Source organism: Cryobacterium sp. TmT2-59, from assembly GCF_004403545.1.
In the GTDB taxonomy this organism is placed as follows: Bacteria; Actinomycetota; Actinomycetes; order Actinomycetales; family Microbacteriaceae; genus Cryobacterium; species Cryobacterium shii.
Genome location: NZ_SOGM01000014.1, coordinates 15,855 through 41,402, shown reverse-complemented (window position 1 = coordinate 41,402; position 25,548 = coordinate 15,855). Strand labels below are relative to the sequence as shown.

The 25,548-nt window shown below is 69.3% G+C and carries 23 protein-coding genes and 1 tRNA gene; 11 read left to right on the top strand and 13 right to left on the bottom strand.

The genetic code is table 11. From position 1 onward, the window contains the following. The first annotated feature begins 43 nt into the window (after positions 1 to 43). Both glyA and E3T24_RS02015 read left to right on the top strand, forming a co-directional pair. Positions 44 to 1,342: a serine hydroxymethyltransferase gene (glyA, locus tag E3T24_RS02020; protein WP_134365733.1), complete on the top strand. Its 1,299-nt coding sequence runs from the start codon at positions 44 to 46 to the stop codon at positions 1,340 to 1,342. A 300-nt stretch (positions 1,343 to 1,642) separates the two neighbouring features. After that, positions 1,643 to 2,527: a bifunctional methylenetetrahydrofolate dehydrogenase/methenyltetrahydrofolate cyclohydrolase gene (locus E3T24_RS02015; RefSeq protein WP_134365734.1), complete on the top strand. Its 885-nt coding sequence runs from the start codon at positions 1,643 to 1,645 to the stop codon at positions 2,525 to 2,527. A 293-nt stretch (positions 2,528 to 2,820) separates the two neighbouring features. On the opposite strand, the gene E3T24_RS02010 is transcribed toward E3T24_RS02015, so the two are convergent. Beyond that, positions 2,821 to 3,369 carry a gamma carbonic anhydrase family protein gene (locus tag E3T24_RS02010; RefSeq protein ID WP_134434222.1) on the bottom strand — a complete coding sequence of 183 codons (549 nt, stop codon included), beginning with the start codon at positions 3,367 to 3,369 and terminating at the stop codon, positions 2,821 to 2,823. 200 nt (positions 3,370 to 3,569) lie between these two features. Between E3T24_RS02010 and E3T24_RS02005 the strand changes: the two genes are divergently transcribed. After that, positions 3,570 to 4,046 carry a YbaK/EbsC family protein gene (locus E3T24_RS02005; RefSeq protein WP_241976264.1) on the top strand — a complete coding sequence of 159 codons (477 nt, stop codon included), beginning with the start codon at positions 3,570 to 3,572 and terminating at the stop codon, positions 4,044 to 4,046. A gap of 425 nt (positions 4,047 to 4,471) precedes the next feature. Here E3T24_RS02005 and galK read toward each other — a convergent pair whose 3' ends face one another. Together galK and galT are read right to left on the bottom strand one after the other, a co-directional pair. Next, positions 4,472 to 5,632, bottom strand: a complete 1,161-nt coding sequence (gene galK, locus E3T24_RS02000; protein WP_134365312.1) for a galactokinase — start codon at positions 5,630 to 5,632, stop codon at positions 4,472 to 4,474. Continuing rightward, the gene (gene galT / locus E3T24_RS01995) at positions 5,629 to 6,849 is read right to left on the bottom strand and encodes a galactose-1-phosphate uridylyltransferase (RefSeq protein ID WP_134410464.1); all 1,221 of its coding nucleotides are present in this window, start codon (positions 6,847 to 6,849) and stop codon (positions 5,629 to 5,631) included. The genes galK and galT overlap by 4 nt, the downstream gene beginning before the upstream one ends. An 84-nt stretch (positions 6,850 to 6,933) precedes the next feature. Between galT and E3T24_RS01990 the strand changes: the two genes are divergently transcribed. After that, the gene (locus E3T24_RS01990; protein ID WP_134403383.1) at positions 6,934 to 7,806 is read left to right on the top strand and encodes a DeoR/GlpR family DNA-binding transcription regulator; all 873 of its coding nucleotides are present in this window, start codon (positions 6,934 to 6,936) and stop codon (positions 7,804 to 7,806) included. Between the two features lie 9 nt (positions 7,807 to 7,815). Continuing rightward, complete coding sequence (locus E3T24_RS01985; RefSeq protein WP_134403384.1) at positions 7,816 to 8,820, top strand: aldose 1-epimerase family protein; 1,005 nt, start codon at positions 7,816 to 7,818, stop codon at positions 8,818 to 8,820. 93 nt (positions 8,821 to 8,913) lie between these two features. On the opposite strand, the gene E3T24_RS01980 is transcribed toward E3T24_RS01985, so the two are convergent. From E3T24_RS01980 to E3T24_RS01970, 3 genes are all read right to left on the bottom strand, one after another. Continuing rightward, positions 8,914 to 10,419 carry an APC family permease gene (locus E3T24_RS01980; RefSeq protein ID WP_134365308.1) on the bottom strand — a complete coding sequence of 502 codons (1,506 nt, stop codon included), beginning with the start codon at positions 10,417 to 10,419 and terminating at the stop codon, positions 8,914 to 8,916. A gap of 133 nt (positions 10,420 to 10,552) precedes the next feature. Next, positions 10,553 to 11,515, bottom strand: coding sequence for a helix-turn-helix domain-containing protein (locus E3T24_RS01975; RefSeq protein ID WP_134365316.1), 963 nt, complete (start codon positions 11,513 to 11,515; stop codon positions 10,553 to 10,555). A gap of 44 nt (positions 11,516 to 11,559) precedes the next feature. Next, complete coding sequence (locus E3T24_RS01970) at positions 11,560 to 12,204, bottom strand: TetR/AcrR family transcriptional regulator (protein ID WP_134365307.1); 645 nt, start codon at positions 12,202 to 12,204, stop codon at positions 11,560 to 11,562. Positions 12,205 to 12,311: 107 nt separating this feature from the next. Here E3T24_RS01970 and E3T24_RS01965 point away from each other — a divergent pair, with 107 nt between their 5' ends. Together E3T24_RS01965 and E3T24_RS01960 are read left to right on the top strand one after the other, a co-directional pair. Further along, complete coding sequence (locus E3T24_RS01965; protein WP_134365306.1) at positions 12,312 to 14,225, top strand: primary-amine oxidase; 1,914 nt, start codon at positions 12,312 to 12,314, stop codon at positions 14,223 to 14,225. A 121-nt stretch (positions 14,226 to 14,346) separates the two neighbouring features. Further along, positions 14,347 to 15,672, top strand: a complete 1,326-nt coding sequence (locus E3T24_RS01960; protein WP_134365305.1) for a DUF445 domain-containing protein — start codon at positions 14,347 to 14,349, stop codon at positions 15,670 to 15,672. A gap of 238 nt (positions 15,673 to 15,910) precedes the next feature. On the opposite strand, the gene E3T24_RS01955 is transcribed toward E3T24_RS01960, so the two are convergent. The 3 genes from E3T24_RS01955 to E3T24_RS01945 all read right to left on the bottom strand — a co-directional run bounded on the left by E3T24_RS01955 (position 15,911) and on the right by E3T24_RS01945 (position 17,808). Then, positions 15,911 to 16,399, bottom strand: a complete 489-nt coding sequence (locus E3T24_RS01955; RefSeq protein ID WP_134365304.1) for a hypothetical protein — start codon at positions 16,397 to 16,399, stop codon at positions 15,911 to 15,913. A 137-nt stretch (positions 16,400 to 16,536) separates the two neighbouring features. Continuing rightward, complete coding sequence (locus E3T24_RS01950) at positions 16,537 to 17,694, bottom strand: cation:proton antiporter (protein ID WP_166789152.1); 1,158 nt, start codon at positions 17,692 to 17,694, stop codon at positions 16,537 to 16,539. Between the two features lie 41 nt (positions 17,695 to 17,735). Further along, a tRNA-Lys gene (locus E3T24_RS01945) sits at positions 17,736 to 17,808 on the bottom strand. Positions 17,809 to 17,918: 110 nt separating this feature from the next. Between E3T24_RS01945 and E3T24_RS01940 the strand changes: the two genes are divergently transcribed. The 4 genes from E3T24_RS01940 to E3T24_RS01925 all read left to right on the top strand — a co-directional run bounded on the left by E3T24_RS01940 (position 17,919) and on the right by E3T24_RS01925 (position 21,195). Further along, entirely contained in the window at positions 17,919 to 18,548 is a 630-nt protein-coding gene (locus tag E3T24_RS01940) for a DNA-directed RNA polymerase subunit beta (protein ID WP_134365315.1), read from the top strand. A 224-nt stretch (positions 18,549 to 18,772) separates the two neighbouring features. After that, a complete protein-coding gene (gene sigK / locus E3T24_RS01935) occupies positions 18,773 to 19,357 on the top strand; it encodes an ECF RNA polymerase sigma factor SigK (protein ID WP_241976266.1) in 585 nt (194 codons plus the stop codon). Then, on the top strand, positions 19,354 to 20,286 hold the full coding sequence (locus E3T24_RS01930) for an anti-sigma factor (RefSeq protein WP_134434221.1): 933 nt from the start codon (positions 19,354 to 19,356) through the stop codon (positions 20,284 to 20,286). Before sigK ends, E3T24_RS01930 begins: the two co-directional genes overlap by 4 nt. 21 nt (positions 20,287 to 20,307) lie before the next feature. Further along, a complete protein-coding gene (locus tag E3T24_RS01925; protein WP_134365300.1) occupies positions 20,308 to 21,195 on the top strand; it encodes an aminodeoxychorismate lyase in 888 nt (295 codons plus the stop codon). 138 nt (positions 21,196 to 21,333) lie between these two features. On the opposite strand, the gene pstB is transcribed toward E3T24_RS01925, so the two are convergent. The 4 genes from pstB to pstS all read right to left on the bottom strand — a co-directional run bounded on the left by pstB (position 21,334) and on the right by pstS (position 25,430). Beyond that, the gene (gene pstB / locus E3T24_RS01920; RefSeq protein ID WP_134365299.1) at positions 21,334 to 22,113 is read right to left on the bottom strand and encodes a phosphate ABC transporter ATP-binding protein PstB; all 780 of its coding nucleotides are present in this window, start codon (positions 22,111 to 22,113) and stop codon (positions 21,334 to 21,336) included. 41 nt (positions 22,114 to 22,154) lie between these two features. Beyond that, positions 22,155 to 23,243 carry a phosphate ABC transporter permease PstA gene (pstA, locus tag E3T24_RS01915; protein ID WP_134365298.1) on the bottom strand — a complete coding sequence of 363 codons (1,089 nt, stop codon included), beginning with the start codon at positions 23,241 to 23,243 and terminating at the stop codon, positions 22,155 to 22,157. Continuing rightward, complete coding sequence (pstC, locus tag E3T24_RS01910) at positions 23,243 to 24,187, bottom strand: phosphate ABC transporter permease subunit PstC (protein WP_134365297.1); 945 nt, start codon at positions 24,185 to 24,187, stop codon at positions 23,243 to 23,245. Before pstC ends, pstA begins: the two co-directional genes overlap by 1 nt. 148 nt (positions 24,188 to 24,335) lie before the next feature. Beyond that, a complete protein-coding gene (pstS, locus tag E3T24_RS01905; RefSeq protein WP_134403388.1) occupies positions 24,336 to 25,430 on the bottom strand; it encodes a phosphate ABC transporter substrate-binding protein PstS in 1,095 nt (364 codons plus the stop codon). Positions 25,431 to 25,548: the final 118 nt, after the last annotated feature.

Here is a 25,548-nt window from a genome sequence, read left to right as displayed (position 1 = left end):
ATTTTTCATCACGTCGTTCACTCAAGACGTCTAAGGAGACCCCGTGCCCGATTCTGTGCAGTCCAACGTCCTTCGATCCACGTTCAACGAGCCGCTCTCGGTCGTCGACCCGGAGATCGCCGCCGTCCTCGAGCAGGAGCTCGGGCGTCAGCGCGACTACCTCGAGATGATCGCGAGCGAGAACTTCGTTCCCCGCGCGGTGCTGCAGTCGCAGGGGTCGGTGCTCACGAACAAGTACGCCGAGGGCTACCCGGGGCGCCGCTACTACGGCGGCTGCGAGTACGTCGACGTCGCCGAGCAGCTCGCCATCGACCGGGCCAAGTCGCTCTTCGGCGCCGAGTACGCCAACGTGCAGCCCCACTCCGGCGCCACCGCGAACGCCGCCGTGCTCTCCGCCATCGCGACGCCCGGCGACACCATCCTGGGCCTGGAACTGGCCCACGGCGGTCACCTCACCCACGGGATGAAACTCAACTTCTCCGGCAAGCTCTACAACCCGGTCGCCTACGGCGTCGACCCGACCACCTTCCTGGTCGACATGGACGTCGTCCGCGAGAAGGCCCTCGAGCACAAGCCCAAGGTCATCATCGCCGGCTGGTCGGCCTACCCGCGCCACCTCGACTTCGCGGCCTTCCGCAGCATCGCCGACGAGGTCGGCGCGATGCTCTGGGTCGACATGGCGCACTTCGCCGGCCTCGTCGCCGCCGGGCTGCACCCGTCCCCGATCCCGTACGCGGACGTCGTCTCGACCACCGTGCACAAGACCCTGGCCGGCCCCCGCTCCGGCCTGATCCTCTCCCGCGACATGGCGCTGGCGAAGAAGCTCAACTCGAACGTGTTCCCGGGCCAGCAGGGCGGGCCGCTGATGCACGTCATCGCCGCCAAGGCGACCGCGTTCAAGCTCGCGGCCGAGCCGGAGTTCAAGGAACGCCAGGAACGCACCCTCCGCGGCGCCAGCATCCTGGCCGACCGTCTGATGGCCGACGACTCCCGCGCCGGCGGCGTGGACGTGCTCACCGGCGGCACCGACGTGCACCTCGTGCTCGCCGACCTCCGCAACTCGCCCATCAACGGCCAGCAGGCCGAGGACGCCCTGCACGCCGTGGGCATCACGGTCAACCGCAACTCGGTTCCATTCGACCCGCGCCCGCCGATGGTCACCAGCGGCCTGCGGATCGGCACGCCCGCCCTGGCCACCCGCGGCTTCGGCGACGAGGAGTTCACGGTCGTCGCCGATGTCATCGCGGAGGCGCTCAAGCCGGACGCTGACATCCAGGGCCTCCGCGCCCGGGTCAAGGTGCTCACCGACGCCTTCCCGCTCTACCCCGGCCTGCAGCAGTAGCCCGCCCCGCGGGCGCGGCGCCCGTCGCGCCTCACCCGCCACGTCCCGCGCTGTCCCGCCCCGGGCTGTCCCGGCCCCGGCTCGGCTCCAGCTTCGGCTTCGGCCCCGGAAGCCCGGCCCCAACGAATTCGACGGAGATTTCGCCTTAAAAACACGCTGACGGCATCCGTCACCGGCGTGTCGGTCAAAATCTCCGTCGAATTCGCACACGCGCGGTCCGGAACCGGCAGCACTCCGGAACCGCAGCAGCCGGCCGGAACCCGCATCTGAGAACGATCGACTGAATCGAATGGATCCACAATGACGGCAATCACCCTCGACGGAGTCAAGACCGCCTCCGCGGTCAAGTCCGAACTCATCGGCCGCATCAGCGAGCTGCGGGCGCACGGCGTCGTGCCGGGGCTCGGTACGCTGCTGGTCGGCGACGACCCAGGGTCGCGCTCGTATGTCGCGGGCAAGCACCGCGACTGCGCCGAGGTCGGCATCGAATCGATCCGCGTCGACCTGCCGGCCTCCGCCAGCACCGCCGACGTGCGCGCGGCCATCGCCGACCTCAACTCCGCCCGGGAGGTGACCGGGTACATCATCCAGTTGCCGCTGCCGGTCGGGCACAACGACAACGCCATGCTCGAACTTATCGACCCGTCGAAGGATGCCGACGGCCTGCACCCGACGAACCTCGGCCGGCTGGTACTCGGCATCGAGGGCGAACTGGACTCACCGCTGCCCTGCACGCCGGCCGGCATCGTCGAACTGCTGCACCGCTACGACGTGCCGATCGTCGGCCGTCGCGTCGTCGTGGTGGGCCGCGGGCTCACGGTCGGGCGTCCGCTCGGCCTGCTCTTCACCCGCAAGGGCCTGGACGCCACGGTCACCCTCACCCACTCCCGCACGGTCGACCTGCCCGGCGAGGTGCGCCGCGCGGACATCGTCGTGGCGGCGGTCGGTGTTCCGCACCTGATCCAGGCCGACTGGGTCAAGCCCGGCGCCGCCGTGCTCGACGTGGGCATCACCCGGGTGACCGACCCGATCACCGGCAAGGGCACCCTGACCGGGGACGTGCACCCGGACGTCGCCGAGGTGGCCGGTTTCCTCTCCCCGAACCCGCGGGGCGTGGGACCGATGACCCGGGCCATGCTGCTCTGCAACGTGGTCAAGGCCGCCGAACTCTCGCTCCGTCGGTAGCTCTCGACGGTCGTCGCGGTGCCGCCGTGTGGCGCCGGTCGCCCGGCTGGCCCGGTGGCGCAAGTCAACCCGGCCCGCGATCCGGCGAGACCCGGTACGGATGCCGCCGGTGGCGCAGGTCACTCCGGCGCGCGATCCGGGCAAGCCCGGGTACGGATGCCGTCGCGGCGCACGCTGTGTGCGCCGGCGCATGTTGCAGCGGGCGCCGCGAGCCACAACCTGAGCCCTGAACCGCGGTGCGCGCAGCGAGACCGGCGGGCGGACTCAAACGAGTTGTGATCCGCCGGGGCAGCTCAGGCCTGGGGTGCGGCGCCCACGGATGCGTGCAGCGCGGAGTGACGCAGATACTCCTCCGCGTTGTGGCTGAGGCCGGCCACCTCTTCATCCGTCAACGACCGGCGCACCTTCGCCGGGACGCCGGCGACCAGCGAGCGCGGCGGGATCACGGAGCCCTCGAGCACGACGGCTCCGGCCGCGACGAGCGACCCGGAACCGATGACGGCACCGTTCAGGACCGTCGCCGACATGCCGATCAGGGAACCGTCTTCGATCGTGCACCCGTGCAGCACGGCGCCGTGGCCGACGGACACGTCCCGGCCGAGGATGAGCGGAAACCCGTGGTCGACGTGGCAGGAGACGTTGTCCTGCAGGTTGGATCCGGGGCCGATGCGGATGGGCTCCGCCTCCGCGCGCAGCACGGCGTTGTACCAGACGCTGGCATGCTCGGCCAGGACGACGTTGCCCACCAGCACGGCGCCGGGGGCGACATAGGCGGTGTCGGCGACGACGGGTCCGGGGCGGTCGGGGAGAGTGATGATGCGGGCGGCGCTGTCGGCAGTCATACGCGCCAGCCTATCGCCCGGCCGCGCCCCGGCGCCCACGTGCGCCCACGTGCGCCCACGTGCGGCCGGGCGCGGCCGGGCGCGGACGGCCCTGCCCAGCCCTCCGCCGAGCCGTGAGTTTCGCCCCTCCACGCACCCTCCGTAGGGCCTTCAGAGGGGCGCTTCTCACGGTTCGGCGGCTGACCGCTTAGGATTCCGGCATGGTCAACAGCATGCATCCGTCCGTCGAACGGGTGCGCGGCACCCTGCACGGTTTCGGCCTCGATCCGGAGATCAGATGGTTCGACGAAGCGGCGACGACCGCCCAGACGGCAGCAGCCGCCCTCGGTATCCCGGTGGGCGCGATCGCGAATTCGCTCGTCTTCACGCTCGACGGGGAACCCCTGCTCGTGCTGACGAGCGGAGCGCACCGCGTCGACACCGCCTGGCTGGGCGAGAGGCTGGGCGGCACCATCGGCCGCGCCTCGAAGGATGTGGTCAAGCAGGCGACCGGGCAGGTGATCGGCGGGGTCGCGCCGGTCGGGCATCCGTCGCCCCTGCGCACCCTGGTGGATGTCGCGCTGGCCGAGTTCGCGGTGGTCTGGGCCGCCGCGGGCCACGCGCATACCGTGTTCCCCACGTCGTTCGACGAACTGCTGCGGATCACCGGCGGCGAGTCCACTGCTGTCGTTCCCTGACAGCGANGCGGATCACCGGCGGCGAGTCCACTGCTGTCGTTCCCTGACAGCGAGAGCCGGAGGCGCCCCGAGCATAACTCCTGCAGATTCCGCGAAACGGACCGAAACTCGGCCGAAAAGAGCCCCGGCCGACCAGATTGCAGGAGTTATGCAGAGGGTGCGCGTTGCTCCGTGTGGCTGACTCAGGAGAAACGGATGCCGCGGGCCGCCTCCGCCAGACATGCAGCGGGTGCAGAGGGTGGTCCCACCGGTTCTTCCTGAGTTAGCCACCGAGCAAGCGCGGCTCCGGCAGGCCCTGCCCGAGCCGGAGGCGCCCCGAGCATAACTCCTGCAGATTCCGCGAAACGGACCGAAACTCGGCCGAAAAGAGCCCCGGCCGACCAGATTGCAGGAGTTATGCAGAGGGTGCGCGTTGGCCCGGGCGGCTACTCCGCGCGGCTTGCCCCGTCTGCGGCGTGCACCACGAACAGGTCCGGGGCCGTGAAACCGCGGGCCGCGAACGCGGCCGTGACCTCCGCCGTGACCCGGGGGATGAGCGAGCGCGGGGTGAGCGCGATCGCGGCCCCGCCGAATCCGCCGCCGGTCATGCGGGCGCCGATGGCCCCCGCACCGCGCGCGGTTTCGACGGCGAGGTCGAGTTCGGGCACCGAGATCTCGAAGTCGTCGCGCATCGACACGTGCGAGGCGTCCAGGAGAGCACCGATCGCGGTCGGTCCCTGCTCGCGCAGGGTGCGCACGGTGTCGAGCACGCGCTGGTTCTCCGTGATGACGTGCCGCACCCGGCGGAGGGTCTCGTCGTCGAGCAGCTCGGCGGCCCGCGGCAGGTCGTTCACGGTGAGGTCCCGCAGGGAGGCGACGCCCAGCATCCGGGCGCCCAGTTCGCAGGATGCCCGGCGCGAGGCATACCCGCCGGTCGAGTGCGCGTGGCTGACCCGGGTGTCGATGATCAGGAGTTCGAGGTCGGCCGGGGCGAAGCCGAGCGGGATCACCTCGGCGTCGAGGCTGCGGCAGTCCAGGAACACGGCGGCGTCGGCCTGGCCGAGCAGCGACGCCGACTGGTCCATGATGCCTGTCGGCGCGCCGACCGCGCGATTCTCCGCCAGCTGGCCGACCCGGGCAAGCACGCGCCGGTCGAGTCCGAGCTGCCAGAGGTCATTCAGGGCGACCGCGACCGCGCTCTCGATCGCGGCCGACGAGGAGAGCCCGGCCCCGATCGGCACGTCGGAGTCGATGAACACGTCGAAGCCGGCCACGACGGCCAGGTCCGCGCCGAACTGGCCGAGCGCCCAGGCCACCCCGAGCGGGTAGGCGGACCAGCCGGCCAGGTTCTCCGGCGTCAGGTCGTCGAGGGACAGCTCGACGGTCTCCTCGGCGAACGAACTCGCCACCCGCAGCAGGCGGTCCGGGCGCAGGGCCATCGCGACCACCGTGCGCCGGTCGATCGCGAACGGGAAGACGAAGCCGTCGTTGTAGTCTGTGTGCTCGCCGATCAGGTTGACGCGGCCCGGGGCCGACCACAGGCTGGCCGGCTGAGCGGCGAAGCGGCTCTCGAAGCCGGCGCGCACGGACTGGGCGAGGGCGCTCATGAGCGGGCCTTCCCGGCGAATGCGGCGGCGGTCCCGGCGGCGGTCCCGGCGGCGGCAGCGGTCGCGGCGGCCTCGTCGGTGTCGGCTGCGGCGGACCGTTCGACGGCCAGGCGGATGTTGTCGGCCGCCTGCTCGGGCGTGACGTCGCCGATCCACGCTCCCATCGCGGCTTCCGAGCCGGCCAGGAACTTGAGTTTGTCCTCGGCCCGGCGCGGGCTGGTCACCTGCAGCATCAGGCGGATCTCGTCGCGGCGCACGTTCACCGGGGCCTGGTGCCAGGCCGCGATGTACGGCGTGGGGGTGTCGTAGAGGGCGTCGATGCCGCGCAGCAGGCGCCGGTACAGCACCGCCAGCTCGTCGCGTTCGGCGAGGACCGTCTCGGCGAAGTCGGGCACGTGGCGGTGCGGCAGCATGTGCACCTCGATCGGCCAGCGCGCCGCGAACGGCACGAAAGCGGTCCAGTGCTCACCGCTGAGGATGACCCGGCCGCCGGCCTGCTCGCTGGCGAGGATGTCGCCGAACAGGTTCGGGCCGTACTGGTCGAGGGAGGCGATCACGCGCTGGCTGCGCGGCGTGACGTAGGGGTAGGAGTAGATCTGTCCGTGCGGGTGGTGGAGCGTCACTCCGATCGCCTCGCCGCGGTTCTCGAACGGGAACACCTGCTCGATGCCGGGCAGCTGGGACAGGGCATGGGTGCGCTCGGCCCAGGCCTCGATCACGGTGCGGGCGCGCACCACCGACAGGCTCGCGAACGACCCCTCGTGCTCCGGGCTGAAACAGACGACTTCGCAGCGCCCGACCGAGGTCCGCGTGCGGCCCAGGCCGATCGTGGCCAGGTCGTCGAGCCCGGCGGGAGCGTCGGCATCCGTGAGCAACGGCCCGAACGACGGCGACTTGTTCTCGAACACGGCCACGTCGTAGTTGCTCGGCACCTCGGACGGGTTGCCCGGGGTCGAGGGGGCGAGCGGGTCGAGGTGGGCCGGCGGCAGGAACACCCGGTTCTGGCGGGCGGCCGCGATCGAGACCCATTCCCCGGTCAGCGGATCCTGCCGCATCCGGGCCGTGGCCGGGCGCGGGTCCAGTTCGCGCAGGTCGGCGGCACGCTCGGGGGCGAGGGTGGTCTGGGGGTCATCGAAGTAGATGAGGTCACGCCCATCAGCGAGCGTGTGGCGGTGACGGACGATGCCGGTGTCGGCGACGAAGTGTGGTGTGTTCATGGCAGAAACCACGCTATCTGATCTGCGCATGCGAAACCAGAGGTTTCGTATTGAAAACCAAAACAAACTAAGTGAAGATGGAGCATGACCATTAATGCACCAGACACAGACGCAGTCGCCACCGAGCCGACCGGCGTCGGGGTCGATCTCACCGCTGACCGGGACACCCTGTCCGCATACCAGCGGCGCGAGCGGATCCAGCGTCTGGTCGACGAACGCGGATTCGTGCGGGTCAGGGAGTTGCGCGAGGCCTTCGGGGTGTCCGGCGTCACGGCGCGGGCCGACCTCGACGTGCTCGAGAACGCCGGGGTGGTGCAGCGCGTGCACGGCGGCGCGGTGCCCGCGACGCCGACGAGCGGGCGGCCGATCCGCGAGTACTCGTTCGAGGAAGCGCTCGCGGCATCCGTTCTCCCGAAACAGCAGATCGGCGCGCTCGCCGCCTCGCTCGTGACGAGCGGGCAGAGCGTAATCCTCGACGTGGGCACCACCACCCTCGCGATCGCTCGGGCGCTGCTGGCCCGCACCGACCTCACGGATGTCGTCATCATCACCAACGGCCTCAGCATCGCCCTCGAACTCGAACCGGCGATCCCGCGCTTCACCGTGATCGTCACCGGCGGGTCGCTGCGCCCGCTGCAGCACTCGCTGGTCGAGCCGTTGGCCCGGACCGTGCTCAGCCAGGTGCACGCCGACCTCGCGTTCATCGGCTGCAACGGGGTCGACGCCGAGCACGGCATCACGAACATCAACCTGCCCGAGGCGGGCGTGAAGACGCTCATGCTCGCCGCGGCATCCCGCGTCGTCGTCGTGGCCGACGGGTCCAAACTCGGTCAGGTGCACCTCGGCCAGGTCGGGCCGCTCCGGGCGTTCGACACGCTGGTGACGGATGCGACGGCCACCGCCGCCGCGCTGGACTCCCTCCGCGAGGCCGGACTGACCGTTCTGCAACCGGAGTAAGTTGGCATCATGCGCGCAGCGACGGGGTTCCAATACGAATTGAGGGCGGCGACGCCCAGCGGGCCCGCCCTGGCGGTGGTCACCGAGGTTGCCGCCGGCCTGCGGATGTATTCCGTAGACGGCATAGACCTGGTCGAGCCCTTCCCGGCCCGGTCGGTCCCGCCGAAGGGCGCCGGGATCGTGCTGATGCCGTGGACGAACCGCATCCGGGACGGGGTCTGGCAGCAGGGCGGGGTGCGGCGCGAACTCGCCCTGACCGAACCCGAACTCGGCAACGCCGTCCACGGCCTCCTGCGCTACTCGCCCTATCGGCTGCTCAGTCGCAGCACGGACGCGGTGACCCTGGCCGCCACCGTCTTCCCGCAGCCGGGCTATCCGTTCCAGCTCGACACGACGGTGACGTACACCCTCACCGACGACGGGCTCGATGTTACCCACACAGTGCGGAACGTGGGCACCGAGCCCGCCCCGGTCGCCCTCGGCGCGCACCCCTACCTGAAGATCGGCGGCGTGCCCACCGACGACCTGCGGCTGCGGCTCGCGGCCGACACCCACATCGACGTCGACGACCGGTTGAATCCGGTCGGGGAAAGCCCCGTCGCCGGCACCCGGTTCGACCTGAGGGAGGGCCGGGAGGTGCGTGACCTCGACCTCGACGACGGTTTCGGCGGCGTGGGACCGGGCGCGTCGTCCTCCCACCCGCTCGGTCACCCGGCCCCCCTCGGGCACCCGGATGCGCGCAGCGAGCACTCCCTGACCGCCCCCGACGGGCGCAGCGTGATCCTCTGGGGGGACGAGCACATCCGCTACGTGCAGGTCTTCACGCCGCGGAACTTCCCCGTCACGGCTCCCGGCAGCGACGCCGACGAGCCCGTGCCCGGGCGCGCGGTCGCGATCGAGCCGATGACCGCCCCGGCGGATGCGTTCAATTCGGGAGCGGGGCTGCGCTGGCTGGAACCGGGGGCGACCTGGACGGTGCGCTGGGGCATCCGCCACACCGGTTTCGGACTCTGACACCGAAAAGCGCGCGACACAGAAGAGCGGGCGGCACCGAAAAGCGGGCCCCCGCCGATGGTAGGGACCCGCTTTCTGACTGCGGTGCTCTCTCTAGGAGAGCACATCCTGCACGAGCGCTTCGTTCTCGGTCTTGGTCCAGAGTGAGTGCAGGTAGCCGACCAGGAGCACGGCGAACGGCAGCCCGACCAGCACCCAGCCGATCGGGCTGAGGCCCCACGAGGTGACGGTCGGGTCGATGCCCTCGGCGACGGTGCCGGCGAGCAGTCCGAAGCGGCTCATCAGCAGGTATTCGCCGAGGATCAGGCCGATGGTGGCCAGCACCGGGGCGATGACGGTCTGGAATACGTTCTCGCTGCCCTGGTTGCGGCGGAAGTAGGCGATCACCGCGATGCAGACCAGGATCTCGATCAGGACGATCGCCACGACGGCGAGTCCGCTGAACCAGTAGAACATGTTCAGAATCGGGTCGAGCCGGAACAGGGCGAAGACGGCGATGACGAGTCCGCTGACGACCGAGGTGGCGAGGGAGGCCGTGCTGGGCGCTCCGCGGCGGTTGACGTGGCTGAGCGGCTGGGGGAGTGCGCCGCCGCGGCCGAGGGCGAACAGGTAGCGGCTCGCCGCGTTCTGGAAGGCGAGCAGCCCCGCGAACAGGCTGGAGAGCACGAGGATGCCCATCACGGTGGCCATCCACGGGCCTACGTACTCGGTGGCGAGGGCGAACAGCACGGCGGCCGGGTCGGCCAGCGGCACGCCGTCGAGCGTGGAGAGCTCTACCGTCTTTTCGACCACCTGGGATGCGCCCATGCCGGTGACCATCGCGAAGGCAGTGAGCGCGAACAGCACCGTGATGACGCCGACCGCGAGGTAGGTGGCCCGGGGGACGACCTTCTTGGGGTCCTTCGATTCCTCGCCGTAGATGGCCGTGGCCTCGAAGCCGATGAAGGAGGCGAAGGCGAAGGCGAAGGCGATCCCGGCAGAGCCGGTGAGTCCGCCGGCGAGGATCGCGGCCGGGCTGAAGGAGGCCCAAAAGTTGAGGCCTTCCGGACCGCCGTCGGTGAGGATGGCGATCGAGGTGACGATGAGGGCGCCGAGTTCCAGCAGCATCAGGACGCCGAGCACCTTGGCTCCGACGTCGACGCTGAGCAGGGAGAGCAGCGTGACGACGGCCCAGGCCAGGAGCGACCAGGCCCACCAGGGCAGCAGGCCGACCTGGGCCGCCAGGAGACCGCCGAAAAAACCGTAGATGGCGAGCTGGATGGCCAGGTAGGCGAGGATCGACACGAAGGCCGAGGCGCTGCCGAGGTGCCGGCCGAGCCCGCGGCCGATGTAGGCGAAGAACGCGCCTGCGTTGGTGACCCGCTGGCTCATGGCGGCGTAGCCGACGCTGAACAGCAGCAGGGTGATGCCCACCGCGAGGTAGGCGCCGGGGGCGGCCGCGCCGTTGCCGAGCACGATGGCGACCGGTACCGCGCCGGTCATGCCGACCAGCGGTGCGGCGGCGGCGACAACGAAGAAGACGATGCCGATGACGCCCAGGCGGCCGGTGTGCAGGGTGGCCGGGGCGTCGGCCTCGGGGGTGGTTCGGGTGCTTGTCATGGGGTGCTCCTCATTGAGCGGCTTCTTCTCGTGGAAGCCAGTGTCACGACTCTGGCTCAGTGCGGGGCTGCGCACTTGCCAATCCGGGAACGAAGCTTGGATCCCAGGGAAGGGTCCGGCGCCCCCGGCCGGCTCAGCCGCGACGGTAGGCGCTGGGCGGCTCGCCGAAGGCGGCGCGGAAGATCCGGCTGAAGTGTGCGGCGTCGATGAAGCCCCACCGCGCGGCGATGTCGCCCACCGAGCGGTCCGCCAGGATGGGGTCGCGCAGGTCCCGGCGGCAGTGCTCGAGCCGGCGGGCCCGAATCCAGCTTGAGACCGTGGTGTCGGCCGCGTGGAACACGTTGTGCAGGTGGCGGGTCGAGATGAAATGCGCCGCGGCGATGGTCGCGGGGGAGAGCCCCGGGTCGCCGAGGGCGCCTTCGATATACGAGCGGATGCTGGCGAGCAGGTCCCCGCGCGGGCCGGACGTCGGCTCGCGGTGGATGTTCAGTTCGCTCTCGAACATCGTCGCGACCAGGTCGACCGCGTTGTAGGCCAGCCGGTGGCCGGTGCTGCCGCTGAGCGCGTCCAGGTTCTCGGCCAGTTGCACCATGAACGGGCTGATCATCCGGCCCAGGCCCGCGTCGCCGGGCATCCGTCTCGCCGTGAGCTGGCCGACGGCGTCGACGGGCAGGTCGAGGGCGTCGTGGGGGAACATCAGCACCAGGGTGCGGAAATCCTGCTCGAAGGCGAGGGTGTACGGGCGGTGCGTGTCGTAGACGGCGAGGTCGCCGGGCCGGAGGGTGGCCTCTCGGTTGTCCTGGATCAGGATGCCCTGGCCGGAGAGCTGCAGGTTGAGTTTGAAGTAGTGCCGGTCCGTCCGGGCGATCAGCGCCGGGGTGCGCAGCACCTGGTGGCCGTTCGCGGTGACCTCGACGATGGAGAGCTCGTCGAGCACCCGGGACCGCAGCGTGCCGTGGAACTCGCTCGCGTCAGACCGGACGTCGAGGGGAACGAAGGAATCGGAGACGAGGGTGCGCCATTGGGCGAAGGTGTTCGCCTCTGCGCTCTGCACCCGGTCGTCTGATCCTCGTGAGATCAGGGGGAGGGTTGCCATGGTCACGGTAGCTCCTTTGCTGGCGTGAACGGATTCCCAGTAACCTAGCCCAGCGCACCCGGCTTGTCACGCCTTTTTTCAACACTCGTTGAAAAAAGATCGGCGGTGAACAGGCCCAGGTAGCCGTCCAGCTGGGCGACGAGTTGGTCCGGAGAATTCTCGGCCGGGGAGAGCACGGCCGTGATCTGCGCCCCGAGCACGAAGTTCATCAGCAGCCCCGTGACCTCGTCGTCCGGGACGCTGCCCCGGAGCTCGCCCAGCTCCCGCGCCTCGCCGAGCTGTTCGCGCATCGTGGCGCGCCATTGCAGCATCGAGTTCTCGTGTTCCGCGGCCTTCTGCGGGTCGGTCAGCGCCTTCTGCCAGAAGGGGATCACGATGCGGGCCTCGCTGAGACGGATGTCGTCGAGCGGCAGGATCTCGAGGCAGTAGGCCCGCAGGGCCGCGAGTCCGGCCTTCCCGGCCGTGGCGTCCCGCATCCGTCGACTGGTCTGGCTGAAGACGTGGCCGAAAGCGAAGGTGAGCAGGTCGTCCTTCGTCGGGAAATAGGGCTTCAGGGCGCCGTTGGCGAAGCCGGCTTCCGCGGCGATCTCACGCATGGTGGCACCCTCGATGCCCTGGCGGGCGATGATGCGCCAGGTCGCGTTGACGAGCTCCACTCGGCGCTGGTCGTGGTCGACAACCTTCGGCATGCTGCCCTCTCGTGACCGGACGGGGCCGGAAACAGACCCTTGCCATCGAGCTTAGTAACACCTTATTATTCTACAACCATAGGAAAACAGCCCCGGAAAGGGAAACCATGACTCCCGTCTCGCTCGTAGTCAACGCCGCCTACGCCCTGGCCTCGGATACGGAGATCGTCGCCGTGCGCGGCATCCTCTCCGATGCCGGGCTGCTGGGCGAGAGCATCCGGGTGGCCTATCTGGGCCTGCTCGACCCGCCCCGCGGTGCCGCCGCCGAACCCGACCGCCGGTTCCGCGTGTTCCTGCACGACGTCTCCGGGGCGGCGCCGAAGGACGTCACCGTGTCCGCCACCCGGGAGCTGGTCGAGTCCGTGGTCGTGCTCGACACCGCCGAGACCGGCGAACTGCCGGTCCTCGAGGAGGAGTTCGCCGCGGTCGAGGAACTGCTCACGCATGACGAGCGCTGGCTGGCGGCGCTCGCCGCACGCGGCCTCGACGTCGACACCGTGCGCGTCGCGCCGCTGTCCGCCGGGGTCTTCGAATACCCCGAGGAGAAGGGGCGGCGCATCCTGCGCGGCCTCGCCTTCGTGCAGGACTTCCCGGAGGACAGCGCCTGGGCACACCCCGTCGACGGTCTCGTCGCCTACGTCGACATCGTCAGCAAGACCGTCGACCAGGTGATCGACTTCGGCGTGGTCCCGATCCCGGCCGAGCACGGCAACTACACCGACCCGACGCTGACCGGTCCCCTCCGCGAGACCCTCAAGCCGATCGAGATCACCCAGCCGGAAGGGCCGAGCTTCACGGTGACCGGCGGCAACCACGTGGAGTGGGAGAAGTGGAGCCTGGACGTGGGCTTCGATGTGCGCGAGGGCGTCGTGCTGCACAACATCGGCTTCGACGACGCCGGGGTGCGCCGCTCCATCGTCCGGCGTGCCTCGATCGCGGAAATGGTGGTCCCCTACGGCGACCCCGCACCCGTGCGCTCGTGGCAGAACTACTTCGACACCGGGGAATACCTGGTGGGCCAGTACGCCAACTCGCTCGAGCTCGGCTGCGACTGCCTGGGCGAGATCACCTACCTCAGCCCGGTGATCACGGATGGCTTCGGCAACCCGCGCGAGATCCGAAACGGAATCTGCATGCACGAAGAGGACTGGAGTATCCTCGCCAAGCACAGCGACCTCTGGACCGGAATCGACTACACCCGGCGCAACCGTCGCTTCGTGATCTCGTTCTTCACCACGGTCGGCAACTACGACTACGGCTTCTACTGGTACCTCTACCTCGACGGCACGATCGAGTTCGAGGCCAAGGCCACGGGTGTCGTCTTCACCAGCGCCTACCCCGGCAAGGGCTACCCCTATGCCTCCGAACTGGCTCCCGGCCTGGGCGCACCGTTCCACCAGCACCTGTTCAGCGCCCGCCTGGACATGGCCCTCGACGGCGACACGAACCGGGTCGAGGAGGAGGAGGCCGTGCGCGTGCCGATGGGCGAGGGGAACGAACGCGGCAACGCCTTCAGCCGCAAGCGCACCCTGCTGGCCCGTGAATCGGACGCGGTGCGGGAGGCCGACATGAGGTCGGGGCGCACCTGGCTCATCTCCAACCCGAACGTGCTCAACCGGCTCGGGGAGCCCGTGGGCTACAAGCTCTACCCGGAGGGGCAGCCGACCCTGCTCGCCGACGAGAATTCCTCGGTGGCCCGGCGCGCGGCCTTCGCGACCAAGGACCTCTGGGTGACCCGCTTCGCCGAAGACGAGCGCTACCCCACCGGGGACTTCGTGAACCAGCACGCCGGCGGCGCCGGGCTGCCGGCCTACATGGCGGCCGACCGGGACCTCGACGGCCAGGACATCGTGGTCTGGCACACCTTCGGGCTGACCCACTACCCGCGGATCGAGGACTGGCCGATCATGCCCGTCGACACCGCCGGCTTCAAGCTGAAGCCCGACGGCTTCTTCGACCGCAGCCCGGTGCTGGACGTGCCGGCGAGCACCCCGGCCCCGGAGGGCCACTGCCACTGCTGATCGCCGGTACCTGTTCCCGAGCCGGACCACTGGTGCCGTCACACCGGCAACAGTTGTCCGATTCGGCGGCACCTGCCCCGCACGGTTTCCTTCCCCGGCGCTGATCGGGCAGGGTGGGAGGATGGCCGAACATCAGAGGAATGACGTGACCGGGGCCGCGGCAGCGACCCTGCCGGGGGCGGGCCGCCCGCCGCTGAGCCCGCAGGATGCCGTCCGCCTCCGCGCGCTCATCCGGATGAAGCGACTCGCGATCGGCCTGCTCCTGGTCATGGCCGTCGTGTTCGCGACCTCGTTCGCCCTCCAGGACACCTACCCGTGGCTCCAGTACGTGCGCGCCGCGGTCGAGGGCGGCATGGTCGGCGCCATCGCGGACTGGTTCGCCGTGACGGCCCTGTTCCGCTACCCGCTGGGGCTGCGGATCCCGCACACGAACATCATCGCGAGCCGCAAGGATGAGATCGGGGCCAGCCTCGGCGAGTTCGTCGAGACCAACTTCCTCTCCGAGGCGGTCATCCGCGGCAAGCTGGAGTCGATGGGGGTCTCCCGCCGGCTCGGAGCCTGGCTGTCCGTGCCGGAGAACGCCCGGCGGCTCACCGACGAGGTGGCCGTGGCCGGCGCCGGACTGCTCGAGCTGCTCAGCGACGACGCGATCAAGGATCTGATCGAGACCGTGGCGCGCGAGCACCTGCTGCGGCCGGAGTGGGCTCCGCCGATCGGCCGGGTGGGGCAGCGGATGGTCGAGTCCGGCCGGCAGCACGCCCTCGTGGACCTGCTGCTCGAGCGGGCCGAGGGCTGGCTGCTCACGCATCCGGAAGCCTTCGGCCGGGCCGTGTCCCAGCGGCTGCCGAGCTGGATGCCCGGTTTCGTCGACAAACTGGTCGACGACAAGGCCCACCGGGAGGTGCTCGCCTTCATCGCCGGCGTGCGGGCGGATGCCGCGCATCCCCTCCGCGAGGCGATCGACCGCTACCTCGCCGAGGTGATGGACGATCTGCAGCACGACCCGGCCATGATCAACCGGATCGAAACCGTCAAGGTGGAGCTGCTCGACAGCGCCCGGCTGCGCGAGTTCGCGAGCGAGACCTGGGAATCGGTGAAAGCGTCGCTGGTCGAGGCGCTGAAGGATGCGGAGAGCGAACTGTGCGCGGGCATCCGTTCGACCGCCATGGAGGTGGGCGTTCGCCTGACCACGGATGCGGCGCTGGGCTCCCGTATCGACCGCTGGCTGGCCGACTCGGCGAGCTACGTGGTGCGCAGCTACCGGCATGAGATCGCCGGCGTGATCACCGAGACCGTGGCGCGGTGGGATGCCGCCGAGACCGCCGAGAAGATCGAACTGCAGGTCGGCAAGGACCTGCAGTTCATCCGGATCAACGGCACGGTCGTCGGCGCGCTCGCCGGGCTGCTGATTTTCGCGGCGGCGCAGGCCCTGCTCACCCTGCTCTAGGCCGCTGCCCTGGTCGCCCTGCGCTAGTCCTGCTCTGGCCGGGAACCCGCCCGGTTCCCGGCGACTCCCCTGAACGACCCTGCCCTAACGAATTCGACGGAGATTTTGCCAAAATCGGCCCGAAACAGGCCCGATATCGTTTTTTACCGCAGAATTTCCGTCGAACTGGTTACAGGCACTTGGTTACAGGCAGTGACCTGTCGGCCGACCGCAGCGGCGCAGCGGTGCTGGGGGGGCGTTACGCCGCCACGTCGAGCCGGGCCGGTGCCGGTCCGGGCAATCCGGGCGCGCCAGCGGAGATGCTCCGTGGTGCCATGGCTGCGGATCCGCGCCCGGCGGAGGCCGGTGCGGTGCCGACCACGCCGTCGTCCGGCACGCTCACGTCGCGGTCCAGGATGCTGCCCGAGGCCACGCGTGCGCGCCGGCCGATGCGCACATAACTGCCCAGGCGCGCTCCGCTGCCGATGCCCGCTTCCGCGCCGACATGCACGTTCTGGCCGATGAACACCCGTGATCCGACTCGGGCGTCGTGGTCGATCCAGCTGCCCGGCCCGATCCACGCCTCCGGTCCGACCCGTGCGCCGCTTTCTACATACGCCGTGCGGGACACGAACGCACCGGGGTGCACCCGCGCGTCGGGGGACACCAGGCCGTGCCCGTTGGCGTGGCGTCGGTACTTCGTCACGACGCCGGACTCGATTTCAACTTCTTCATTCACTTTTCCCATCTGCGACCTCCTTCTGTCGCTGGTGCGGCTCTGGCCGCTCCATTGACGTGAAGTATGAAGGGGCTACCCGAGCGCTGACCGTGTCAACGCTGGGTGCGGGCCGGGAATTCCCGGGCAGAGCATCCGTGCGGGGCCGGTCAGGGTGCTGCGGGGGTCGTCTCCGCCGCCCGGGCCTGCTTCTTGGCTGCCCGGCCGCCCGCGAGTGCGGAGGCCACGACGGTGATGAGCGCCCCGAGGATCACGGCCGCCCCTTCGCCGGGCAGCAGCAGGTCTGACCGGGTGCCGATCGTCACGGCCGCGACGGGCACCCCGAGCTGGGCCGCGGACAAGACGCCGAGCGGGAGCTCCTGCCCGAGCAGCCGCGTGACGATGTGGGCCAGCAGCGCCCCACCGCCGAGCAGCAGCCCCAGCAGGATCATCTGCGGATGGTCGACCAGGTCGAGCAGGTTGAGGGAAGCGCCGAGCCAGACGAAGAACAGAGGCCCCAGGAATCCGTCCGCGAGGGCGAACAGCTGCCGGGCCAGCCGACGCGGCTCGCCGACCGCCGCGACCGCGAGTCCGAACGAGAAGCCAGCGAGCATGATCGACACATTGCGGTACACGGCGAGGGCGGCCATCGCGAACAGGGTGGCCAGCTGGAGCCTGAGTTCGAGGGCGAACTTGCGTTGCTCCGACAGATGGTGCACCGCGATCCGCGATCCGTTCCGCTCCAGCCAGGACAGCACCAGATACAGGGACAGGGCCGCGGCCGAGACGATGAGCGCGCCCAGGGCCGTGCGTGCGGCGTTGGGCGGATCGATCGCGAGGGGGAGCGCGATGATCGCGGCGATGTCGGCGACGGCCACCTGGGCCGTCAGCTGCAGGAGCGGGGTACCGCGCAGCCGCAGGGACTGCACGATCGGCAGTACCAGGACGGCGGACGACGACGCGATCAGCACGACGTACAGCGGGGCGTGCAGGGTGCCGAACAGGGCGGCAATGCCGACGCCGAGGATGACGGCGGGAACCAGGACCAGGCCGGCACGGGCCACACCCGTACCGAGCGCGGAGCGAAGCTGCCCGTCCCGCATAGGCACGTGGCTGCCGGCGACGAACATCATCAGGGCGAAGCCCACGTCCGCCAGGAAGGTGAGCGTCGGATCGGTCGGATCCACGAGCCGGAGCCCGGTCTGGCCCACGAGGATGCCGGCCAGCAGCTGCCCGAACATCACCGGCAGGCTCCACCGGCGGGGGATCGCCAGCAACGGGCCGAGCAATGCCACCACGGAGATGATCGCCAGCGTCTGGAAGGTCATCGCGAATTCCATCTCAGGTTGCATGCCCCGAATGAAGAAAGTGGGCCCCGTCGGGCTCGAACCGACGACCCAAGGATTAAAAGTCCTTTGCTCTACCAACTGAGCTAGAGGCCCGCGGTTAATAATGTACAGGGGATTGCCCGAGGGTTTTTCTCGGTACCGTGAGAGAACGTCCCGCAAGCGTCGAGACGGATGCGCCCACAGCGAACACACAGGAGGATGCGATGGCCGAAGACTTCCACAAGCCGACCCAGTTCTCCGGCAGCAAATTCGAATCCTTCCAGGGGGGCGAGGACCCTGCGCTGATCAGCCGGGTCGCGCACGAAACGGCGCACGCTCTTCTGGCGCGCGTGCGCCGCGACCCTGACCCGGCCGTCGTGGATCGCCTCGTGGCCTACACCGACGAGCACGGCATCGACGCCGTGGCCGAGCTGTGGTCACGGGCGACGCCGCGCAGTCTCCCGGGCGCGCTCTGGCGGCTCTACCTGGTGCGGCTGCTGATCCGTCAGGATCCGGAAGGCACCGCGTTCCTGTACCAGCGCGGAACCGAGGTCACGGTCGCCATCGATCCGCTGGTCGCGGGCGCCGTGGCGCCCACGGGGCCGGGGGAGATCATCGCCCTGGCCGACCAGATCCTGCGGGGCATCTTCACCGGCGACTTCGCCGTGGCGCTGGACCGGGCGGCGGCGTTCTGCCGCGTCACCTCCGTCGGGTGCACGAGCATCGCCGACGACCTGGAGACGACGCAGCCGGTGCGGTCGACCGAACTCACCACCCGCGCCCTGCGCTTCTCGACCACCGCGCAGGAGTTCGGTTCCTGCGCCCGGCTGTGGCGCAGCGAGTCGCTGGACTAGACGAATTCGCCGGCCGCGTCGTTTACACTGGATCCTGGTCGGGCCGCAGTAACCCCGGGCTCCAATATTCGCCGCTTTGAGCGGCCTCGCGCCGAGAGGCGTTCTGCGGCCCGGCCTTCACTCGTCCTCCCCGCGGTCTGCGGTCGCAATCGTGACCAATCCGATCCGGACTCGGCCCCGAACCTCAGTCATGGAACGGGAAAAGACCTGACATGCTTGTTCTCATGACTGCTGACTTCGACTTCGACCTAGAGTCGACGGTCCCGGAATCCAAGGAACAACTCCTCGGCCGGGTGGCGCGGGGGGACGAAGCGGCGTTCGGCGAGCTGTACGACCAGATGGCACCACGCGTGCTGGGTCTGGTCAGACGGTTGCTGGTCGATCCCGCCCAGTCGGAAGAGGTGACCCAGGAGATCTTCCTGGAAATCTGGCAGTCGGCGACACGGTATGAGGTTCAGCGTGGCGGCGCCTCGACCTGGATTCTGACGATGGCGCACCGGCGCGCCGTCGACCGGATCCGGTCGTCGCAGGCCAGTCGCGATCGTGACACGAAGATCGGCATCCGCGACCTCGCGGTCGCCTACGACGAGGTATCCGAAACAGTGGAAGTACGGCTCGAGCACGAAAGGGTGGAGAAGGCGATGTCCAGATTGACGCAACTGCAACGTCAGGCGATCAGCCTCGCCTACTACGGCGGCCTCAGCCAGAGTGAAGTGGCCGAGCGGTTGCAGATCCCGCTCGGAACGGTGAAGACGAGGTTGCGAGACGGCATGATCCGGCTGCGCGACGAATTGGGCGTGGCGTCATGAGCGAGAACACCCGCCAGAACGGCGTCGAACGCGGCGACAACCCGGGCGACCTGGCCGGCGCCTACGCCCTGAACGCGCTCGGCGCTGACGACGCCGCCGCCTACGAGGGGCACCTCGCCGAATCGGAGCAGGCCCGGATTGAGGCTGCCGAGCTCGGCGACACCGCCGTCGCGCTGGGTCTGGCCGCGGCGCCCGTGCAGCCCACCCCGGGGCTGAAGGCCTCGCTGATGGCCAAGCTCGCGGCGACACCCCAGCTGCCCGCGCTGGCCGGTCCGGCGGCTGCGGTCGCTCCGGTCGCTGCCCCGCAGGCCGAACCGGGCGCGACCGAGGCCGCCCGGCCCGAGACGCTTAAGCCCGCTCAGACGAGGCCTGAGACGACGAAGCCCGAGACGACGGATGCCCCCGCGCCGGCCCCCGCGACCGTGACCCCGATCGGCGGGGCGGCCGCGCAGCGGGCCCGCAGCCGCTGGTTCCAGCGCCCGGTCGGACTCCTGCTGGCCGCCGCAGCGGCCGTGGCGCTGTTCGTGGCCGGCGGATTCGCCGGGCAGGCCTTCAACACGAACCAGTTCGAGCAGCAGCAGGCCGCCGGCCTGGCCCAGATCAACGCCGCCCCGGATTCGCAGCGGGCGTCGACGACCACGGCCGACGGGCATCCGGCCACCCTGGTCTGGTCCAGCGAGCGCCACCTTTCGGCGCTGCTGGTCGACGACCTGCCGTCCCTGCCCTCCGACAAGGACTACCAGCTCTGGTACATCGGGGGCGACGGCGCGGTCCCGGCGGGCACCTTCGACTCCTCCGGCGCGGGCACCGTCTGGCGCGTGCTGGACGGCAGCATGACGGCGGGAGACACGATCGGCGTCACCGTGGAACCCCGCGGCGGCTCCCGTCAGCCCACCACCGACCCGATTGTCGCCATCCAGAGTTCCTGACGCATCGTTTATGCTCGGCGTATGACACTGCCATTCACGCTGCTGATCGACCCGGTTCCGGCCGATTCACCCCGCACGGATTTCAGCGACACGTTCCATGAGGTGAACTCCGACGCGCCCGCCCTGCGCGTGGACGACCTCAGCGCCCAGCGCGGGGACGGGATCTTCGAAACCCTGGGGTTCATCGACGGGTCCCCGCAGGAGGTGGGACCGCACATCGGTCGGCTCTGCAACTCCGCCGAGATCTGCGAGTTGCCGGCGCCCAACGTCGCCCAGTGGTTCGCCGCGATCACGCATGCCATGGAGCGGCTGCCGCGCACGGGCGAGATCGCGCTGAAGATCGTGCTCAGCCGCGGGGTCGAACCCGGTCCGGTCGCCACGGCCTGGCTGCAGGCGACCGCGGCGCCCGACTTCGGGCCCGTCCGCACGGATGGCGTGCGCGCGGTCACGCTGGACCGCGGCTATCCGCGGGGCGTGGCCGAGCAGGCCCCGTGGCTGCTGATGGGGGCCAAAACCCTCAGCTACGCGGTGAACATGGCGGCGCTGCGGGAGGCGAAGCGCCGCGGCGCCGACGACACGATCTTCCTCACCCATGACGGGTTTGTGCTGGAGGGCCCCACCTCGAGCGTCGTCATCCGGTCCGGCGGGGTCTACGTCACGCCGGTGCCGAGCGGGGCCATCCTGCACGGAACGACCCAGCAGAGCGTCTTCGAATACCTGCAGGCGGCCGGGGAGCGCACGGAGTACCGTGACCTGACCGCCCCGGAGCTGCGGGCGGCGGACGCGGTCTGGCTGGTGTCCAGCATCCGGATGGCCGTGCACGTCACCGAACTCGACGGGCAGTCCCTGCCGACCGACCCGGAGCGCACCCTCGCCCTGAACCGGCACCTCCTGGCCCGCACCACCTGAGCCCCGCCCGAACCAATTCGACGGAGATTCTGCTCCCACGGGGCCGGATCAGGCGATTTTGGCGCGTTTTGGCCAAAATCTCCGTCGAATTCGTTCGGGGCAGGCCCTCGTGCGGGGCGAGCCGGGGTGGGCGGCGGGTTAGCCGAAGCGGCCGGAGACGTAGTCCTCGGTGGCCTGAATGCTCGGGTTGGAGAAGATCGTGGTCGTGTCGTCGTACTCGATCAGCTTGCCGGGCTTGCCGGTGCCGGCGATGTTGAAGAAGCCGGTGCGGTCGGAGACCCGGGATGCCTGCTGCATGTTGTGAGTGACGATCACGATCGTGTATTCGGACTTCATCTCCTCGATCAGGTCCTCGATCGCGAGCGTCGAGATCGGGTCGAGGGCCGAGCAGGGCTCGTCCATCAGGATGACGTCGGGCTGCACTGCGATCGCCCGCGCGATGCAGAGGCGCTGCTGCTGACCGCCGGAGAGGCTCGAGCCGGGCTTGTCGAGCCGGTCCTTGACCTCGTTCCAGAGGTTCGCACCCTGCAGGGACTTCTCGATCAGGTCGTCGGCGTCGGTCTTGGCCATCCGGCGGTTGTTGAGTTTCACGCCGGCCAGCACGTTGTCGCCGATCGACATGGTGGGGAACGGGTTCGGGCGCTGGAACACCATCCCGACCTGCCGGCGCACGAGCACCGGGTCCACGCCGGGGCCGTAGAGGTTGTTGCCGTCGATGAGCACCTCGCCGGTGACGTAGGCCCCCGGGATGACCTCGTGCATGCGGTTGAGGGTGCGCAGGAACGTGGACTTGCCGCACCCGCTGGGCCCGATCAGGGCCGTCACGGTGCGAGGCTCGATCGTCAGCGACACGCCTTCGACAGCCAAGAACTTGCTGTAATAGACGTTGAGGTCGTTGACTTCAATGCGCTTGGACATGCATTCCTTCGAGTTGGACGGCCAGCGGCCGCCGGTGGAGCCTAGCGGCCGAGCTTGGGGGAGAAGAGTTTGGCGATGATGCGGGCGAGGGCGTTCAGCAGCATCACGATCAGGACGAGGGTGAGCGCGCCGGCCCAGGCCCGGTCCAGGTAGGCCTGGGTGTCAGCGCCCTGGTTGGCGTACTGCGTGTACACGAACACCGGAAGGGTCATCATGCGCTCGTTGAACAGGTCGTAGTTCATGCTCGCCGTGAACCCGGAGATGATCAGCAGCGGCGCGGTCTCGCCGATCACGCGTGCGATCGAGATCATGATGCCGGTGACGATACCGGCCAAGGAGGTGGGCAGAACGACCTTCAGGATGGTCAGCCACTTCGGCACGCCGAGCGCGTACGCGGCCTCGCGCAGCTCGTTCGGCACGAGCTTGAGCATCTCCTCGCTCGAGCGCACGACCACCGGGATCATCAGCACCGACAGGGCGATCGCGCCACCGAAACCGAACCGGATGCCCGGGTCGTTGAACAGCAGGGAGAACAGGGCGAAGGCGAAGAGGCCCGCGACGATCGAGGGGATGCCCGTCATCACGTCGACGAAGAAGGTGATCGCCCGAGACAGCCGGCCCCGGCCGTACTCGGTCAGGTAGATCGCCGTGAGCAGCCCGATCGGCACCGAGATGAGGGTGGCGACTCCCGTGATCAGCAGCGTGCCCATCACGGCGTGCAGGGCGCCGCCACCCGCGCCGACCACGTTGCGCTGGGACGCCGTGAAGAACGTCGGGGTGAGGAAGGCGGGCAGGCCGTTGATCACCGTGGTGGCCACCAGGGAGATGAGCGGGAGCAGGGCCACCACGAAGGCGGCGGTGACCAGGGCGGTGACCAGACGGTCCTTGGCCTTGCGCACGCCCTCGACGAAGTAGGACAGCAGGTAGATCGCGACGCAGTAGAGCACCGTGCCGAAGAAGAGCGTGCCGGCGATGTTGAAGCTCTCGCTGGCTCCGGAGAGCTGCACCACGAAGAACACCGCGGCGGTGACCAGCCAGCTGCCCAGCAGCACGGCGAGGCCCGAGTGCTTCGGAAGCTTGCCGGCCGTGAGCGAGTTCGTCATGGGCGCCGCCATGGTGGTCGTGCTCATCAGTTCGCTCCCGAGAAGGCCTTGCGGCGGTTGATGATCAGGCGGGCGACCATGTTCACGGCCAGCGTGATCACGAAGAGCACCAGGCCGGTAGCCAGCAGGATGTTCACGCCGGTCCCGTGCGCCTCCGGGAAGTTCAGGGCGATGTTGGCGGCGATCGTGGTGGGGTTCTGCGAGGTGAGCAGCTGGAAGACCACCTGGGAGCTGGGTGAGAGCACCATGGCCACGGCCATCGTCTCACCCAGCGCGCGGCCCAGTCCGAGCATCGACGCCGAGATGATTCCGGAGCGGCCGAAGGGCAGCACGGCCATCGCGATCATTTCCCAGCGGGTCGCTCCGAGGGCGAGGGACGCCTCCTCGTAGAGAACGGGGGTCTGCAGGAAGATCTCCCGGCACAGGGCGGTGATGATCGGCAGCACCATGACGGCCAGCACGATCGCGACCGTCAGGATCGTGCGGCCGGTGCCGGAGACGGGACCGGCGAAGAGCGGGATCCAGCCGAACCATGCCACCAGGGTGGCGTAGAAGGGCTGCAGCAGCGGCGCGAGAACGCCGATGCCCCAGAGGCCGAAGACCACGGATGGCACGGCGGCGAGCAGGTCGACGATGTAGCCCAGTCCCTGCGAGAGCTTGCGGGGAGCGTAGTGGGAGATGAACAGCGCGATGCCGATGGCCAGTGGAACGGCGATGAGCAGGGCCAGGAACGCGGACCAGAGCGTGCCGAAGGCGAGCGGCCAGACGTAGGACCAGAAGTTGGTGTAGCCGCCGGTGAAGTCCTCCGGCTTGGCCACGAAGGCGGGGAGGCTCTGCACCAGCAGGAAGGCGGCAACGGAGGCGAGCACGGCGAGGATCAGGCCGCCGGAGACCACCGTGGCGGTGGAGAAGATGCGGTCGCCCGGGCGCTGAGGCGCCCGGATCGTTCCACGGGCAACTGCGGTGGTCATGCCTGGCATCTCCCTGAGGTGGTGAGGTGGTGAGTGTGGGGGAGGTTCGAGCCGCTGGCCACAAACCTCAGTCTGCCCGGTCCGGGAGGCGCATGCAATGCGACGCCTCCCGAACCGGGCTGACCTGAGGTGATGCTGGTGACGAGTGTTACTTGATGGTGGCGAGAACTGCGGAGACCTTGTCGGCGAGTTCGGTTGACAGCGGCGCGGCGCCACCGGCGGATGCGGCGACGGACTGGCCGTCGGAGCCGGCCATGTAGCTGACGTAGGCCTTGACCAGTTCGCCCTGTGCTGCGTCGGCGTACTCGGTGCAGACGACGGCGTAGCTCACGAGAACGAGCGGGTAGTGCGTCGGGTCCGTGGTGAGACGGTTGATCTTGATGGCGAGGTCGCTCTTGTCGCGGCCTTCGACGAGGGGCGAGTCGGCGACGACGGCGGCAGCAGCATCGGCCGTGTAGCCGACGAACTTGTCGCCGACCTTGATCTTGGCGACGCCGAGGTCGCCGGCCTTCGAGGCATCCGCGTAGCCGATGGTGCCCACGCCGTTGGTGACGGCGTCGACGACACCGGAGGTGCCCTTGGCGCCCTCACCGGACTGCAGCGGGAACGGGTCGGCCGGTGCATCGGTCCACACGTCGGGGGCGGTCTGGAACAGGTAGTCCGTGAAGTTCTTGGTGGTGCCGGAGTCGTCCGAGCGGTGCACGGCGGTGATCGCGGTCGCGGGGAGCGTCGCCTTCGGGTTCAACGCGGCGATGGCCGGGTCGTTCCAGGTCGTGATCTCGCCCTTGAAGATCTTGGCGAGCGTGTCGGAGTCCAGGTTGAGGTCTTTGACGCCCTCGACGTTGAAGATCACGGCGATCGGGGAGATGTAGACCGGGAGGTCGACGGCCGAGGAGCCGGGAGCGCAGGCGGCGAACGTGCCGGCCAGCTCTTCGTCCTTGAGGTAGGAGTCACTGCCGGCGAAGTCGGAGCCGCCGCCGATGAAGGTTTCGCGGCCGGCGCCGGAGCCGGACGGGTCGTAGTTGACCGTGACGTCGGGGTTGGCCGTCTGGAACGCTGCGATCCAGGCTTCCTGGGCCGAGCCCTGCGCGGAGGAACCGGCGCCGGTGAGGGTGCCGGTGAGAGCGCTGGCAGCGCCCTCGGTGCTGGCAGGAGTGGCGGATTCGTTCGAGGCACAAGAAGACAGTGCAAGAGCGGCAACGACGGCGATGACCGCGGGTCGGCCAAAACGCGTGAAGTTCACAAGGATCCCTTTCGAGGGTTGACTGCAAAGAAAATGACTGCGTAGTCGAGACCGGTGCTGGCCTCGGGGAGACACTATTCCTCGTGGTTAACGACACCCCTGCACGCAGGTGAACGGA

Bases quoted from the DNA above. Each gene is read 5' to 3' on its own strand.
- E3T24_RS02015 (WP_134365734.1), top strand. From the start codon at position 1,643: ATGACGGCAATCACCCTCGACGGAGTCAAGACCGCCTCCGCGGTCAAG.
- E3T24_RS02010 (WP_134434222.1), bottom strand. From the start codon at position 3,369: ATGACTGCCGACAGCGCCGCCCGCATCATCACTCTCCCCGACCGCCCC.
- E3T24_RS02005 (WP_241976264.1), top strand. From the start codon at position 3,570: ATGGTCAACAGCATGCATCCGTCCGTCGAACGGGTGCGCGGCACCCTG.
- galK (WP_134365312.1), bottom strand. From the start codon at position 5,632: ATGAGCGCCCTCGCCCAGTCCGTGCGCGCCGGCTTCGAGAGCCGCTTC.
- galT (WP_134410464.1), bottom strand. From the start codon at position 6,849: ATGAACACACCACACTTCGTCGCCGACACCGGCATCGTCCGTCACCGC.
- E3T24_RS01990 (WP_134403383.1), top strand. From the start codon at position 6,934: ATGACCATTAATGCACCAGACACAGACGCAGTCGCCACCGAGCCGACC.
- E3T24_RS01985 (WP_134403384.1), top strand. From the start codon at position 7,816: ATGCGCGCAGCGACGGGGTTCCAATACGAATTGAGGGCGGCGACGCCC.
- E3T24_RS01980 (WP_134365308.1), bottom strand. From the start codon at position 10,419: ATGACAAGCACCCGAACCACCCCCGAGGCCGACGCCCCGGCCACCCTG.
- E3T24_RS01975 (WP_134365316.1), bottom strand. From the start codon at position 11,515: ATGGCAACCCTCCCCCTGATCTCACGAGGATCAGACGACCGGGTGCAG.
- E3T24_RS01970 (WP_134365307.1), bottom strand. From the start codon at position 12,204: ATGCCGAAGGTTGTCGACCACGACCAGCGCCGAGTGGAGCTCGTCAAC.
- E3T24_RS01965 (WP_134365306.1), top strand. From the start codon at position 12,312: ATGACTCCCGTCTCGCTCGTAGTCAACGCCGCCTACGCCCTGGCCTCG.
- E3T24_RS01960 (WP_134365305.1), top strand. From the start codon at position 14,347: ATGGCCGAACATCAGAGGAATGACGTGACCGGGGCCGCGGCAGCGACC.
- E3T24_RS01955 (WP_134365304.1), bottom strand. From the start codon at position 16,399: ATGGGAAAAGTGAATGAAGAAGTTGAAATCGAGTCCGGCGTCGTGACG.
- E3T24_RS01950 (WP_166789152.1), bottom strand. From the start codon at position 17,694: ATGACCTTCCAGACGCTGGCGATCATCTCCGTGGTGGCATTGCTCGGC.
- E3T24_RS01940 (WP_134365315.1), top strand. From the start codon at position 17,919: ATGGCCGAAGACTTCCACAAGCCGACCCAGTTCTCCGGCAGCAAATTC.
- sigK (WP_241976266.1), top strand. From the start codon at position 18,773: ATGACTGCTGACTTCGACTTCGACCTAGAGTCGACGGTCCCGGAATCC.
- E3T24_RS01930 (WP_134434221.1), top strand. From the start codon at position 19,354: ATGAGCGAGAACACCCGCCAGAACGGCGTCGAACGCGGCGACAACCCG.
- E3T24_RS01925 (WP_134365300.1), top strand. From the start codon at position 20,308: ATGACACTGCCATTCACGCTGCTGATCGACCCGGTTCCGGCCGATTCA.
- pstB (WP_134365299.1), bottom strand. From the start codon at position 22,113: ATGTCCAAGCGCATTGAAGTCAACGACCTCAACGTCTATTACAGCAAG.
- pstA (WP_134365298.1), bottom strand. From the start codon at position 23,243: ATGAGCACGACCACCATGGCGGCGCCCATGACGAACTCGCTCACGGCC.
- pstC (WP_134365297.1), bottom strand. From the start codon at position 24,187: ATGACCACCGCAGTTGCCCGTGGAACGATCCGGGCGCCTCAGCGCCCG.